General features: G+C 33.1%; 12 protein-coding genes. All 12 read left to right on the forward strand.

The window, feature by feature from the left end:
* Nucleotides 1–238: 238 nt before the first annotated feature.
* Nucleotides 239–2,749, forward strand: a complete 2,511-nt coding sequence (locus DN410_RS14245) for a right-handed parallel beta-helix repeat-containing protein (RefSeq protein ID WP_149177104.1) — start codon at nucleotides 239–241, stop codon at nucleotides 2,747–2,749.
* 367 nt (nucleotides 2,750–3,116) lie between these two features.
* Nucleotides 3,117–3,722, forward strand: a complete 606-nt coding sequence (locus DN410_RS14250) for a sugar transferase (RefSeq protein WP_149176987.1) — start codon at nucleotides 3,117–3,119, stop codon at nucleotides 3,720–3,722.
* A gap of 1 nt (nucleotide 3,723) precedes the next feature.
* The gene (locus tag DN410_RS14255; protein ID WP_370456815.1) at nucleotides 3,724–4,686 is read left to right on the forward strand and encodes an ATP-grasp domain-containing protein; all 963 of its coding nucleotides are present in this window, start codon (nucleotides 3,724–3,726) and stop codon (nucleotides 4,684–4,686) included.
* Between the two features lies 1 nt (nucleotide 4,687).
* The gene (locus DN410_RS14260) at nucleotides 4,688–5,383 is read left to right on the forward strand and encodes an HAD family hydrolase (protein ID WP_149176989.1); all 696 of its coding nucleotides are present in this window, start codon (nucleotides 4,688–4,690) and stop codon (nucleotides 5,381–5,383) included.
* A 31-nt stretch (nucleotides 5,384–5,414) separates the two neighbouring features.
* The gene (locus DN410_RS14265) at nucleotides 5,415–6,578 is read left to right on the forward strand and encodes an aminotransferase class I/II-fold pyridoxal phosphate-dependent enzyme (RefSeq protein WP_149176990.1); all 1,164 of its coding nucleotides are present in this window, start codon (nucleotides 5,415–5,417) and stop codon (nucleotides 6,576–6,578) included.
* A 289-nt stretch (nucleotides 6,579–6,867) separates the two neighbouring features.
* Nucleotides 6,868–8,805 (forward strand): lasso peptide isopeptide bond-forming cyclase, encoded by a 1,938-nt coding sequence (locus DN410_RS14270; protein WP_149176991.1) that lies wholly within the window; start codon nucleotides 6,868–6,870, stop codon nucleotides 8,803–8,805.
* 15 nt (nucleotides 8,806–8,820) lie between these two features.
* Nucleotides 8,821–8,946 carry a paeninodin family lasso peptide gene (locus tag DN410_RS14275; protein ID WP_120450774.1) on the forward strand — a complete coding sequence of 42 codons (126 nt, stop codon included), beginning with the start codon at nucleotides 8,821–8,823 and terminating at the stop codon, nucleotides 8,944–8,946.
* Between the two features lie 78 nt (nucleotides 8,947–9,024).
* A complete protein-coding gene (locus DN410_RS14280; RefSeq protein WP_149176992.1) occupies nucleotides 9,025–9,996 on the forward strand; it encodes an aldolase in 972 nt (323 codons plus the stop codon).
* Nucleotides 9,959–10,267: a lasso peptide biosynthesis PqqD family chaperone gene (locus tag DN410_RS14285; RefSeq protein ID WP_149176993.1), complete on the forward strand. Its 309-nt coding sequence runs from the start codon at nucleotides 9,959–9,961 to the stop codon at nucleotides 10,265–10,267. Before DN410_RS14280 ends, DN410_RS14285 begins: the two co-directional genes overlap by 38 nt.
* Before the next feature lie 36 nt (nucleotides 10,268–10,303).
* Nucleotides 10,304–10,777 (forward strand): lasso peptide biosynthesis B2 protein, encoded by a 474-nt coding sequence (locus tag DN410_RS14290; protein ID WP_149176994.1) that lies wholly within the window; start codon nucleotides 10,304–10,306, stop codon nucleotides 10,775–10,777.
* A gap of 1 nt (nucleotide 10,778) precedes the next feature.
* Nucleotides 10,779–11,966: a nucleotidyltransferase domain-containing protein gene (locus DN410_RS14295; RefSeq protein WP_149176995.1), complete on the forward strand. Its 1,188-nt coding sequence runs from the start codon at nucleotides 10,779–10,781 to the stop codon at nucleotides 11,964–11,966.
* Between the two features lie 11 nt (nucleotides 11,967–11,977).
* On the forward strand, nucleotides 11,978–13,777 hold the full coding sequence (locus tag DN410_RS14300) for an ABC transporter ATP-binding protein (RefSeq protein WP_149176996.1): 1,800 nt from the start codon (nucleotides 11,978–11,980) through the stop codon (nucleotides 13,775–13,777).
* Nucleotides 13,778–13,935: the final 158 nt, after the last annotated feature.

A 13,935-nucleotide genomic window follows, 5' to 3' on the forward strand; every position in this document is an offset into this window, starting at 1 on the left:
CATGTAAATCGGCTATCATACTATACGTCTTTGTTCTTGTTATTTTAACTTTTCGGCTGTTTAACGGTAAAAATTTGAGATATAAAGTCACTTTATGTTCAGCCGTTTTTATTTTTTTCTCTATAATTAATATCCAATCAATTTACCTCACTAAACATAATATATAGAAAACAAGAAAGAGGTGTAATTTGATTTGGCTAATCTGGGAGAACTTAGTGACGTAGATGTAACGAGCAAGATGCCTTCGAATAATGATATTTTGACTTATGATAGAACAAAATCAAAATGGGTTCCAAAAGGCCCAGAAGATACATTTAAATCAAACACATATTTGCTTGAATTAAATAGATGGAATGCTAAAAATGATGGGACTGATGCCGTTAACACTTCGCAAGGTATTAATAATGCTTTAAAGTGGGCATCTCAACAAGGATATACAGAAGTTGTATTACCAAAAGGAACGTACTTGATTGATAAAAATAAACCAATTGAACCACAAAGCTACCTAACGCTAAATTTGAATGGTGCAACTTTAAAAATGGAAACAAATAACTTGACGGGATATGCGATTGTGAGCTTCTGTAAAAATCAAGTTTACTCTAGGGTTACAAATGGTATTATCCAAGGAGATAAAGATACGCATGATTACACTAGCGGAGGAACACATGAGGGAGGGTACGGCGTTGCAGTGGGGAGTTTTACTCAGGTTGCCGATGGAGGGAACAATACAAGATTTGTATCTTTAGATAATCTAGAGATTTTGAATTGTACAGGAGATGCTATTACACTTAACAGTACTTTTGGTCAGATTTCGCCATTTCCAACATCATTAGCTAGTTCATTTGAACAAGGCTCAATCAGTACAACAGATGGTTCGTTAGTAAGTAGTACGACAAAGATACGCTCCAAATTACAAATTGATATGAAGCAAGCGGCTATTGTAAAGTATGGTTATTTCGGTCTTTATGGGAATGGCTTTGGCGGGTTGGGTACCGATATAATATGTGATTATTATGATGTTATTTTTTATAATTTAAGTAACGCATTTATATCTGCTAAAATTAATGTGCAATTTTTTGATGAAGTAGAAGTTCCTAATGGAGCAAGCTATGCTAAAATTGTTCTTCATCAAAGTACTGTTCCTGCTTCCGCAAATTGTTTAATAAATGTTCGGGTCCCTTCTTTTTCTCAATATACTTATATTGAGAAATGCAACTTACATCATTGTCGTAGACAAGGGATTACTGTAGCTGGCGCAAAGAATGTGTATATTTATGATAATGACATTCATCATATCGCAGGTACTGATCCACAAAGTGGAATTGATATTGAAGATGGATATGATTTGAACCAATATATCTATATTGAAAGAAATAATTTTCATGATAATCAAAAATATAACATTATTGTTGTCAATGGGAAATTTATTTATATAGTAAACAATTCCCTTATGAATACTCTTTCAAGTGCTTATGTTGGGGTATCGATTAATGGTGGTGCAGATAGAGTAATTGTAAGCGGGAATAATATCCGACTAGCAAAGGTCTTTTTAGCAGGAGATGTTATTTTCTCTAATAATTCTGTGTATGGAGCACAAATAAATGCTCAAGGTGTATATGCAAACAGATCTATTAATATATTTGATAATGTGTTTTATAACAGTAAAATGATTATTGATACACCATTCCCATATGTAGTTAGGGTTGATTCTTGTCGCTTTTTTAATGATGTAGATAAACTTAACTCCTTGTCAACGATGTTTCAATGGACTCTAGAAGTGAAAAATGAACCACAAACGATATCAAATTGCGTATTTGAAGGACAAGATGTATTATATTTAAATTATTCAACAGCAGGAACATTTAAACCAGGATGGATTTTTGAAAATACAATATTTAAAAATGTGAAAACTCCAACTTTATTTGCGGGAACGTATACAAATTGTTTCTTTAAAGACATTGTGTTTTTAGGCGCACAATCAAGTACAGTAAATTCGTTAGAATTAAGAGAATGTAAGATCATTAGTACGGATATAAATAATACGTTACTTACAGTGAATAATTTCAAAACATTCAAAATGATTAATTGTTACATTGAAAAAACAAATGGAACAGTCTTAAATATTCAAAATGTGTCTGATGATATTATATTAAGTGGGAATGTTATAAAAATTACAAATGATACTCTTTCAAGAGCTATTATTATTTTAGATGTAGCTTTTGCGGGGAAACAAGCGGTAATTCAAAATAATAATGTAACTGCTACGAACTTAACACAAGTAGGAATTGATAATAGAACAGCAAGTAATACTCTTCAACTTGTAATGAAAAATAATGTGTTAAATAATGCAACAATGATGATTACAGGAAAAGAATTTCTGCAAGGAAATATTGTTTACGGTGTGACGGATCCATACTACCGAATGTCAAGTATTCCAACATCAGGTTATTATAGATTAGGACAAGAAGTGAAAAATTCAAATCCGACTGCCGGGGGATATGTCGGCTGGATTTGTACGACAGGCGGATATGCAAATAATCAAACATGGGTAGCATCTAAATATTATTCGAAAGGTAGTAGAATTAATTGGGGTAATCATGTATATGAAGCGTTAAATGATGGTACGTCATATACAAATGTACCTACCTTTTCATCAGTTTCCAGTAGTGTAGTTACTGATAATAATATTATATGGAAGGAAATTGGGTCATTAGCAGTATTCAAAACATTCGGATTTATAAACGAGTAATGTAGTTATTCATTTTTAGTTATTAATAAAAAAAAGAAAAGCTATTTTTTTCTTTTGATAAGCTGAAGCGCACCTCAAATGTTAGCTACATTTTAAGAATTGGAGGTGCATTTTTTTTATGGCCAATCTATATGTTTGTTATATGTCAATTTTTCCAGAACTTATATATGTATCTAGATATCCTATCTTAATTTTTAATTGGTCGATAGTGCTTTTTCTTAGTTCATCATACATAAAAAATGATTTGTTTTTAATAGAATCAAGAGTGAAAGGAAGAGAAGCGGTAGCCCTTCCTTCTTTTTATTTATTATATTGATATGGTTTAGGAAAACGCTCTGAAAAATTTGAATGAGGGGGATAATTATATATGAAGAGACTTTTTGATTTGCTAGTTGCTTTGTCATTGTTGTTAATTCTCTCATTGCCTATTCTAATAGTAGCTATTTTAGTTAGGATTAAGCTAGGCTCTCCGATCATATTTAAGCAACAACGTCCAGGACTATATGAAAAAATATTCTATCTTTACAAATTTCGTACAATGACCGATGCAAGGGATAAGAATGATAAGCTCTTACCTGATCAAATGAGGTTAACCTCGTTTGGGAAATTTCTTAGAAAATATAGTTTAGATGAATTGCCGCAGCTTATAAATGTTGTAAAAGGTAATATAAGTTTAGTAGGACCGCGGCCATTATTAATGGGATACTTGCCTTTATATTCTAATGAACAAGCTAAAAGACATCATGTAAAGCCTGGAATCACTGGATGGGCACAGGTAAATGGAAGAAATAGCATTTCATGGGACGAAAAATTTAAACTGGATGTATGGTATGTTGAGAATCAAAGTTTTCTTCTAGATTTAAAAATTTTATATTTAACTGTTAGCAAAGTCTTAAAATCAGAAGGCATACAAAATGGTAGCCACGCAACTATGCCAATTTTTAAAGGGAGTATTAAACATGATGAAAAATAATATGAATATCTTGTTTACTAGTTCTGGTAGGAGAGTATCTTTAATAAAAAAATTTAAGGAAGTTTTTGAGAAAGAAAAAATGAATGGGAACATCATTACTGCAGATTTAAAAGAAACTGCCCCGACTGTTCATTTTAGTGATAAGCATTTTATTGTTCCGAGAGTAATAGAAGAAAATTATATAGAAGAGCTATTACAAATATGTCAAAAAGAAAATATTGGCTTAGTTATTCCATTAATTGATACGGAATTGATTCTTTTAGCCGAAAATAAGCGGGTTTTTAAAGAACTTGATGTAAAAGTATTAGTTTCCGGGAAAGAATTAAATGAGATTGCTAATAACAAAAAATACACGTATAACTTCTTTGTTTCTAATAATATCCCCACACCTAAAGTATATAGTGATGAGGAGATTGAAAGAAAAGAATATCAATTTCCACTATTAATTAAACCTTATGATGGCAGTTCTAGTAAAGGTGTAACAAAAATAATGAATGAAAAGGAATTGGAATTTTTTAAGGGATATATACCTAACGCCATGATACAAGAGTACGTTTCAGGAGAGGAATACACTATAGATGTCATGGTAGATTTTTATGGGAATATAAAAACGATCGTACCTAGATTGCGCATAGAGACACGAGCTGGTGAGGTAAGTAAAGGTATGACCAAGAAGGATATTGAAATCATAACAGCAGCAGAAGCTGTAATAAAAGCTCTTCCTAATCCTATTGGGTGTATTACTTTACAATGTTTTAAAAAGAAGGATGGACAAATTACGTTTATTGAAATAAATCCTCGTTTTGGTGGAGGGATTCCGTTATCGATCGAAGCGGGAGCGAATTTTCCATTATGGACAATTGAAATGTGTCAAGGAGAAATGTTTACGGAGCAAGATTTCAATTGGAGAGAAAATTTAACAATGCTTAGATATGATGAAGCAGTTTTTACGGAGAGTACTTAACATGGTGATTAAAGCAATTGTTTTTGATATGGATGATACTTTGTATAAAGAAAAAGATTATGTCGTAAGTGGCTTTAAAGCAGTGGATGATTGGATTAAAGAGGACTATAAGAAAATTGGATTTTATAATATAGCAATTCAATTATTTGATTCGGGAGAAAGAAAGTTTGTGTTTAATAAAACACTTGAAAAGTTAAAAATTGCGTATGATGAAAAATTGATTAGTAACTTAATAGAAAAGTATAGGCTCCATAAACCGGATATTCAATTATTAGATGAAGCGGATTGGGTGCTGAGTAATTTAACGAATACCGTAAAAATAGGACTAATTTCCGACGGATATTTAATTACCCAAGAAAGAAAAATTAACGCATTAAAGTTAAAAGAGAGATTTCATTCGATTATTCTCACTGATAAGCTTGGAAGAGAATATTGGAAGCCGAGTCAACTTCCTTATGAAAAAATAAGCAAGGAACTACAGGTTCCACATCAGCAATGTGTTTATATAGGAGATAATTTAAGTAAGGATTTTATTACTGCGAAAAAATTAAATTGGATAACGGTTCATATTAATAGAGAAGATGGAATTTACCGTAATCTTATAGTTGAGCAAGATTATAAAGCGCATTACACAATAGATAATTTAAGAAGACTTCCTGATATACCTGTATTAAAACATATGTTTTTAAATACATAATATTTTAAATATGTATAGAGGATGTGTTTACATGCAAACCATTCAACACAAAAAACGAATCTATCTCTCTTCGCCACATATGAGTGGACATGAACAGAAATATATAAAAGATGCCTTTGATTCAAATTGGATTGCACCTCTTGGTCCAAATGTAGATGAATTTGAAAGAGAACTAGCTTCTTTTGTAGGAGTTAAAGGTGGTGCTGCGGTTAGTTCAGGTACTGCTGCCATTCATTTAGCTTTACGATTATTAAATGTTCAAAAGGGAGATACAGTATTTTGTTCAAGTTTCACTTTTGTAGCGAGTGCAAATCCGATTGTTTATTTGGGGGCTGAACCAGTATTTATTGACTCTGAATCGGAAACATGGAACATGTCACCGCAAGCTCTAGAACTTGCGTTGCATGATGCTGATAAAGCTGGGAGATTACCTAAGGCTGTTATTCTTGTTCATTTATATGGTCAGAGTGCTAAATTAGATGAAATTCTTTCGCTGTGTAATCATTATGATGTTCCCATAATTGAGGATGCAGCAGAATCTCTAGGTTCTACATATAAAGGGAAAGCAAGCGGTACATTCGGAAAGTTTGGTGTTTATTCATTTAATGGAAATAAAATTATTACAACTTCGGGCGGTGGAATGCTTGTTTCTGATGATGTGGAAGCATTAGAAAGAGCGAGATTTTTAGCGACACAAGCAAAAGATCCAGCACTACATTATGAGCATAGTGAAGTAGGATATAATTATCGAATGAGTAATATACTAGCTGGTATTGGAAGAGGACAATTAGAAGTGTTAGAAGACAGGGTGAAAGCTAGAAGATCTATATATAAACGGTATTACGAAGCGCTATCTTTCATACCAGGATTTTATTTTATGCCTGAATTAGAAAATACTCGTTCAAATCGTTGGCTCACTACATTGACAATTGATGAAAAGGAATCCGGGATCTCTATTGGAAAAGTGTTGAGAATTTTAGCAGAAGAGAATATTGAGGCACGTCCTACGTGGAAGCCACTTCATATACAGTCGCTCTTTAAAAGGAAGAAGTATTATCCACACAGCAAAAATGAAGATGTGTCGCAGCACCTATTTCAAAGTGGTGTTTGTTTGCCTTCAGGATCTAATATGTTAGTTGAAGATCAACAAAGGGTCATTCAAGGCGTTTTAAAAGCTCTAGAAGGAAAGAAATAAAAAGTAAGTAAAAGTGGAATTTGATTTGTAAATGTACGAATAAAAGTTCTTTATAATGAATTTTTTGTGAAAAACATTTGAGAATACTCAGTTTAAATTGACATAAAAAGGATATGGTGCTAGGTTTTAAATATCAAAATCTTAATCTACAAGCAAATTAAAGTAAATAATTGAGACGGTAATAAAATAAGTGGTTTTGTTCTTTAAAAAGAATGATAAAGAGGCATGTTTAACGAATTTAATATATAAATAGTATTTGTATTAACTTTTCATATATTAGGAGGGAAAAATGAGCGCTATAACTGGCATTATTCACTTTAATAATGAACCTGTATCAATTGAACAGGGTACACGATTAGTGAGTGACTTACAAAAGTACCCTGCTGATGATATTCGAATATGGCATAAAGAAAACGTTTTCCTAGGATGTCACGCACAATGGATTACACCAGAGTCAGTTGGTGAACAAGTACCCTTCTATAATTATGAAAAACAACTGGCAATTACAGCAGATGCTATTATTGATAATCGTGATGAGCTGTTTGAAAAATTACAAGTAGATTATGTGGATAGAAAAAACATGACAGATAGTGAGTTGATTTTACTCTCTTATGAGAAATGGGGAGAGGCATCACCGAAATATTTGGTGGGCGATTTCGCATTTATGATTTGGGATGAGAAAAAACAAATTCTGTTTGGAGCTAGAGATTTTTCTGGGAGCCGAACCCTTTATTTTTATCGTAGTGAGAACAAATTTGCTTTTTGTACTATTATAAAGCCCTTATTTACTCTACCATATGTTAAGAAAAAATTGAATGAGCAGTGGATTGCTGAATTTTTAGCTATACCTGTAAATTTCGAATCAGTAGATCCGCAGCTAACAGTCTATAAATATATAGAACAGGTCCCTCCATCACACACTGTTTTGGTAAAGGATGGAAAAGTTGAATTTTCGCGATACTATATACCAACTGCTGGGAAAATGCTTAATTTAAAATCAAATGAAGAGTATGAAGAGGCGTTTCGAGAGGTGTATCAAAGTGCAGTGAAGGCACGTTTACGAACACATCACGAAGTAGGAGCTCATTTGAGCGGAGGGCTAGACTCAGGGTCTGTCGTTAGCTTTGCTGCAAAAGATTTACGCGCTGAAAATAAAAAATTACATACGTTTAGTTATGTTCCAGTAGAAGGATTTGAAGATTGGACACATAAAGGTAGGATAGCTGATGAAAGACCTTTTATTCAATCAACTGTAGGGCATGTAGGGAATATACAGGATTATTATTTAGAATTTCCGGAGAGAAGCCCACTATCGGAAATTGATGATTGGCTAGAAACAATGGAGATGCCATATAAATTTTTTGAGAATACTTTTTGGTTGAGTGGAGTTTATGAAAAAGCATCTCAGCGTGACATAGGAGTACTCCTTAGCGGCCAAAGAGGTAATTGGACGGTATCGTGGGGGCCTATGTTAGATTACCAGGCAATGTTGTTAAAAAAATTACATTGGATTCGTTTTTATCGTGAACTACATTTATATAGTAGAAATCTAGGAGTGAAAAAAGCACGTGTTTTTGAAGTGGTAAGAAGAAAAGCTTTTCCGTTTTTTCATCAGTTACTTTCTTCAGAGGAACAAGATGTTTTTCCTATAATAATCAATCCGGAATTTGCAAAAAAAATGAATGTTTTTGATAGACTCAAAGAACAGAATGTTGATATAACAGGTAATTCTATCTCAACTGCATATGACATGAAAAGAGAACAATTTGAAAAACCATATTATTGGAGCATAAATGGAACGTATGAAACGAAATTATCGTTACGTTATGCTTTATGGGATCGTGATCCTACAAATGACTTACGGATTATTCAATTTTGTTTGTCAGTCCCAGAAGAACAGTATGTTCAAAATGGTTTAGATCGATCTCTTATTCGCAGAGCCACAAAAAATTTCCTTCCGGATAAAGTACGATTAAATCAACGCGTTCGAGGTGTACAGGGTGCAGATGGTGTTTACCGTATGACTCCATTTTGGAACGAATTTATTGAGGAAGTTCAAGAACTTAGTGTAGATCCAATAATCTCTGAATTTCTAAATGTAGAGGTAATTAAGAAAGCTATCTCAAAAATATGTAAAGAACCTCGACCAGAATATGCATTTGATTTAGATTTTAGAATTTTAATGCGTAGCCTAATTTTCTATCGATTTATAAAAAAAATAATATGAAAGGGGGTGATATGTATGAAAAAGGAATGGAAACAACCTGTATTAGAAGTACTTAATATTAATATGACTATGGCGGGGCCAGGACATAAAACTCCTGACGCAATTCAACCTGATCCAGATGATCCGGTGAAGTATAGTTAAGTCGTTGAACAAATAAAGCTCTTATATAGTTTTATTATATAAGAGCTTTCAAAAATTTGACAATGTGGGGTGAATAGGATGATCGATTCGATGGGAAATGTGTTATACAAAGCCTTCGGGTTAAAAATAGTAAGTGAAATCCCATTACCCGAGTTGTCTCAGCTGAATGAAAAGAAAGAGATGGCAGATGTTCAAATTGAAATAACTGATTTATCTGAACGGTGGGATAGATATGACGAATCACAACAAAAAACCATTGTAGTGGAAGATGATGTAGTGATGTTTCATGTTCCTCAAACTGCAATATTTTCTATCCAAGCGGGCGAGAAAATTACTTTTTCACCTATGCCAGAGGCGAAAGAAGATAAAATTCGATTATACATTCTGGGAACTTGTATGGGGGCACTTTTAATGCAACGGAAAATACTTCCATTGCATGGAAGTGTAATTGCCATAGATGGAAAAGCGTATGCATTAATCGGTGATTCAGGAGCTGGAAAATCAACGTTAGCCTCGGCTTTTTTGAATGCAGGATATCAACTTTTAAGTGATGATATAGTTGCTGTGTCTCTTTTGAATAAAAATACTGCAATAGTTCATCCTTCTTACGCACAACAAAAATTATGGCAAGAGAGCATAAATGAATTAGGAATGGAAGTAACGAAATTTAGTCCTTTGTTTGAAAGAGAAACGAAGTATGCTGTTCCTGTGAATTCTCAATTTTCCCCTGATCCATTACCTCTTGCAGGTGTTATTGAATTAGTAAAAACGCAGGGAGAAGATATTGAGATGATCCGTATAGAAGGTCTCACACGCTTGTACAAGTTATACCAACATACTTTTAGGAATTCTTTGATTTCTAAATTAGGATTGATGGAATGGCATTTTGAAACTTCATCTAATATTGCAAGTGGAATGGAAATGTTTCAATTAAGACGACCGGTTTCGAGATTTACAGCCCATGAGCTTGTGCAAGTAATTTTAAATTCTATACAGAAAGGGAGTATGGTTGATGGTTGTTCATTCGAGAAACATATCATTAGAACATAACGTTGTACAGAGTGAAGGCAATATAGTAAGCGATATGGATGGAGAAAAAGTTATGTTAAATGTCCAAAAAGGAAATTATTATAACTTAGGTGAAATAGGCGGAGAAATATGGGAGCTTATTGAAAAGCCGATAAAAATTAAGCAGCTTGTTATTATGTTAGTATCTAACTATGATATTGAACAAAAAGATTGTGAAGAACAAGTTCTTTCCTTTTTAGAGTGCTTATTTCAAGAAGGTTTAATTCAAATAAAAGATCAATCTAATAGATAGATTCGTAATTTCAAGAGAACTATTAGGAGGGGATTAATGAATATTGTGAAAAGAATAAGGTTATTTTTATCACTGAACACGGAGACAAAGCTTTTATTTTTAGAGGCTTTTATTTTTTTAGGGTGGGCGCGTGTACTAAAAAGTATTACCTTTTCCAAAGTTGCACCTTCTTTAGGGGATTACATGAACGAAACATCAGTTTCCCAAATTCAGCCACACGGGGATACACTAAAGAAGGTGTCTGAAGCTATTTCTATTATGAGTCGTTATACTTTTTGGGAAAGTCAGTGTCTTGTTAAAGCTATAGCTGGGATGAAAATGCTCGAAAAACGTCACATTGAGAGTACTCTTTATTTAGGAACTGCTAAGGATAGTCATGGGGAATTAATTGCGCATGCATGGTTACGGAGCGGTTCTTTTTATGTTACTGGATCAGAAGGAATGGAGAAATTTACTGTCGTTGGATCATTTGCAAAGAGGCTAAGTGAGGACACTATTAAAGGAGAATAAAATGGAGAAAGATTTTGGTCTGAATGTAGAGTTCATGTCTAAGGAATTGAAACTTCTTTTTGCAATTTTGAAGTTACAAGATGACGAAACAGTACAAACTTACAGTAATGAATGGTTTTCGGATATTGATTGGGAGGTATTTCTTGAGCAAGCTGTGCATCATCGCGTTTATCCGGTGGTATATCAAAAACTTAAACAGGTGGATGAGGAACTAATTCCTTTACATATTGTACAAACCTTAAATAGGAAATATAAAAAAAATACATTTCACATGCTTTATTTAAGTGCTGAAATGGAACGAATAAATAAACTATGTAATGAAAATGAGATTCGTATGATTTTTCTAAAAGGACCTGTACTATCTCAAGATTTATATGGAGATATTTCTTTACGAACATCCTGTGATTTGGACGTTCTAATTCCAATGCAAAATTTAGAAGAAGTAGAAAAGCTACTTTTAGAACAGGGGTATGTAAAAGATGATTATATTCAAACGATATTAAATGATTGGAAATGGAGGCATCATCATATAACATTTTTTCATCCAACAAAGCAGATTAAGCTTGAGATTCATTGGAGGTTAAATCCCGGACCTGGTAAGGAACCTGGGTTTGAAGAACTTTGGAAGCGAAAGAGAAAAAGTACCCTTACGAGTAATTCTGTATATATGTTAGGTGAGGAAGATTTATTTTTATTTCTTGTATCTCATGGTGCTAGACATGGTTGGTCCAGATTACGCTGGTTAGTAGATATAAAAAAAATTGTCGATCAAGAACTTAATTGGAGTGAGATTCATAAGTTAATGAGAAAATATCAAATGCTTCATTTAGGAGGACAAGCATTAATTTTAGCAGCTCAATTGCTAGGTGTACGACTAGATGAAAGGATGATGGGATTAGTAGGGAAAAAACATTCAAAGCAGTTAGCTCAAGAGGCGCTGTTTTATTTCAAGCAAATGATAAATTTGCATACCGAACCTGTCCCAGAAGAAGTATTTATCTATCATAGTCGACACTTATTTTCACTAATGTCTAATCAGCAAAAGATTTTATATATTATGAGCCAATTATATCCTTATCCAATTGATGCAAAAACATTACCGTTACCTAAATTTCTTCATTTTTTATATTTTCCTTTACGTCCGTTTTTATGTCTTTGGAGGAAAACAAAGAAGCTTGCTTTGTTATAGGGGGAACATCGATGAATCATGTTATATATTTTATGAAGAAATTATATTCTTCAGCGGGAAAAATACTGTATGTGAATTTATTTGGTATGGTTTTAATAAGTTTACTTGAAGGGATAGGTATTATTTTATTAATTCCTATGATAAGTATGACTGGAATAATGAATATAGGCGAGGAGACTACTTTTATTGCACCTGTCTCTAGATTTTTGCAGGATTTTCCTAAAACAACAAGTCTAGTTTCTATTTTAGGTATATATATACTAATAGTGTTAGGTCAAAATTTACTACAAAGAAATATAACGCTAAGGGATGCGAGAACGCAACAAGCTTTTGTACGAGACTTAAGAATAGAAACATATAGTGTGATTTTAAAAGCAAAGTGGAGTTTTTTTTTAGAGAAAAGGAAAACAAATCTAATAAATATATTAACTACAGAATTAGCTCGTGTAAGTTATGGGGTTAATTTATTTTTACAATTGTTAGCTGCTATTCTGTTTACATTTATACAGGTGGGAATTGCATTTTTATTATCTCCTCAAATAACTATATTTGTTTTGGTCTTTGGCTTATTATTCTTGGTAGCTTCTCGTGTTTTTATAAAAAAAGCACGAATACTAGGCGGTAAGACCTCAGAATTGGCAAAAGACTACCTTTCTGGTATAACAGATCAATTTAATGGAATTAAAGATATAAAGAGTAATACTTTGGAAGCATCACGTTTAGACTGGTTACAATCTATAACAACAAAGATGAGTAATGAGCAAATGGAGTATATGAGAATAAGATCGAGCTCGCAATTGTTTTATAAAGTTTCAATGGCTATATTAATTGCATTTTTTTTATTATTGTCAGTAAGTATGTTTCAAGCGCAATCCACCCAATTATTATTAATCATTCTCATTTTTTCTAGACTATGGCCGAGATTCATGACAATTCAATCAAATTTAGAACAACTGGCTGCAAGTATTCCTGCTTTTAAGTCATTATGGGAATTACAAGAGGAATGTAAGGAAGCAATTGAAATGCAGGATATACATCAGCAAAAACATATAACGCCGATTTGTATAGAACAAGGTATTGAGTGTAAAGATGTTTACTTTCGTTATAATAAGCAAGAATCTTTATACGCACTTCAAAATATTAATGTGCAAATTCCAATAAATAGTATGACGGCTATTGTGGGGCATTCTGGTGCTGGGAAGAGTACATTAATTGATGTTTTAATGGGCTTGATCCAGCCAGAAAAAGGTCAAGTGTTAATAGATGGTACGCCTCTTACAACTGATAATTTATTGTCATTAAGGAGGGCAATTAGCTATGTACCACAAGATCCCTTCTTATTTAATGCAAGCATTAGAGAAAATTTATTAATGATTGAACCGAATGCAAGTGAAGAACAAATTTGGGATGCATTAGAGTTTGCAGCTGCTGCTGAATTTGTACGAACGCTGCCAAATGGGCTTGACACACTGATTGGAGATCGGGGAGTAAGACTTTCGGGTGGTGAACGCCAACGGCTTGTACTAGCACGGGCTATTTTAAGACAACCATCCATTTTAGTACTAGATGAAGCTACGAGTGCATTAGATACTGAAAATGAAGTGAAGATCCAATCAGCAATAGAAAGATTGAAAGGAACAATGACTATTGTTGTTATTGCGCATCGTTTATCTACTATACGCAATGCAGATCAAGTTATTGTCTTAGGAAAAGGTGAAATTGTCCAAAAAGGTGAATTTAATCAATTGGCTAAAGAGAGAAAAGGTGTATTTCGGAATCTATTAGGGTCACAAATGGAAGTTGGTTCATAGTGGAGAAAGAGTGGGGGGAGTTTTGTATTCATACAGTTCAAATCGAATAAAATCCCGAATAATGCTCAGTTATATTATGACCTTATTCGGGATTTTATTTGTGCGTTTTCTAAATTTAGGGAATAAACATAAATGAGTACCTTGCAATAAATAGTACT

The organism is Bacillus sp. SH5-2 (assembly GCF_008368905.1).
Taxonomy (GTDB): Bacteria; Bacillota; Bacilli; order Bacillales; family Bacillaceae_G; genus Bacillus_A; species Bacillus_A luti.

Excerpts from the sequence above, each read along its gene's own strand:
- DN410_RS14255 (WP_370456815.1), top strand. The coding sequence starts at position 3,724 with ATGAATATCTTGTTTACTAGTTCTGGTAGGAGAGTATCTTTAATAAAA.
- DN410_RS14260 (WP_149176989.1), top strand. The coding sequence starts at position 4,688 with ATGGTGATTAAAGCAATTGTTTTTGATATGGATGATACTTTGTATAAA.
- DN410_RS14275 (WP_120450774.1), top strand. The coding sequence starts at position 8,821 with ATGAAAAAGGAATGGAAACAACCTGTATTAGAAGTACTTAATATTAAT.
- DN410_RS14280 (WP_149176992.1), top strand. The coding sequence starts at position 9,025 with ATGATCGATTCGATGGGAAATGTGTTATACAAAGCCTTCGGGTTAAAA.
- DN410_RS14285 (WP_149176993.1), top strand. The coding sequence starts at position 9,959 with ATGGTTGTTCATTCGAGAAACATATCATTAGAACATAACGTTGTACAG.
- DN410_RS14270 (WP_149176991.1), top strand. The coding sequence starts at position 6,868 with ATGAGCGCTATAACTGGCATTATTCACTTTAATAATGAACCTGTATCA.
- DN410_RS14295 (WP_149176995.1), top strand. The coding sequence starts at position 10,779 with ATGGAGAAAGATTTTGGTCTGAATGTAGAGTTCATGTCTAAGGAATTG.
- DN410_RS14265 (WP_149176990.1), top strand. The coding sequence starts at position 5,415 with ATGCAAACCATTCAACACAAAAAACGAATCTATCTCTCTTCGCCACAT.
- DN410_RS14300 (WP_149176996.1), top strand. The coding sequence starts at position 11,978 with ATGAATCATGTTATATATTTTATGAAGAAATTATATTCTTCAGCGGGA.
- DN410_RS14245 (WP_149177104.1), top strand. The coding sequence starts at position 239 with ATGCCTTCGAATAATGATATTTTGACTTATGATAGAACAAAATCAAAA.
- DN410_RS14290 (WP_149176994.1), top strand. The coding sequence starts at position 10,304 with ATGAATATTGTGAAAAGAATAAGGTTATTTTTATCACTGAACACGGAG.
- DN410_RS14250 (WP_149176987.1), top strand. The coding sequence starts at position 3,117 with ATGAAGAGACTTTTTGATTTGCTAGTTGCTTTGTCATTGTTGTTAATT.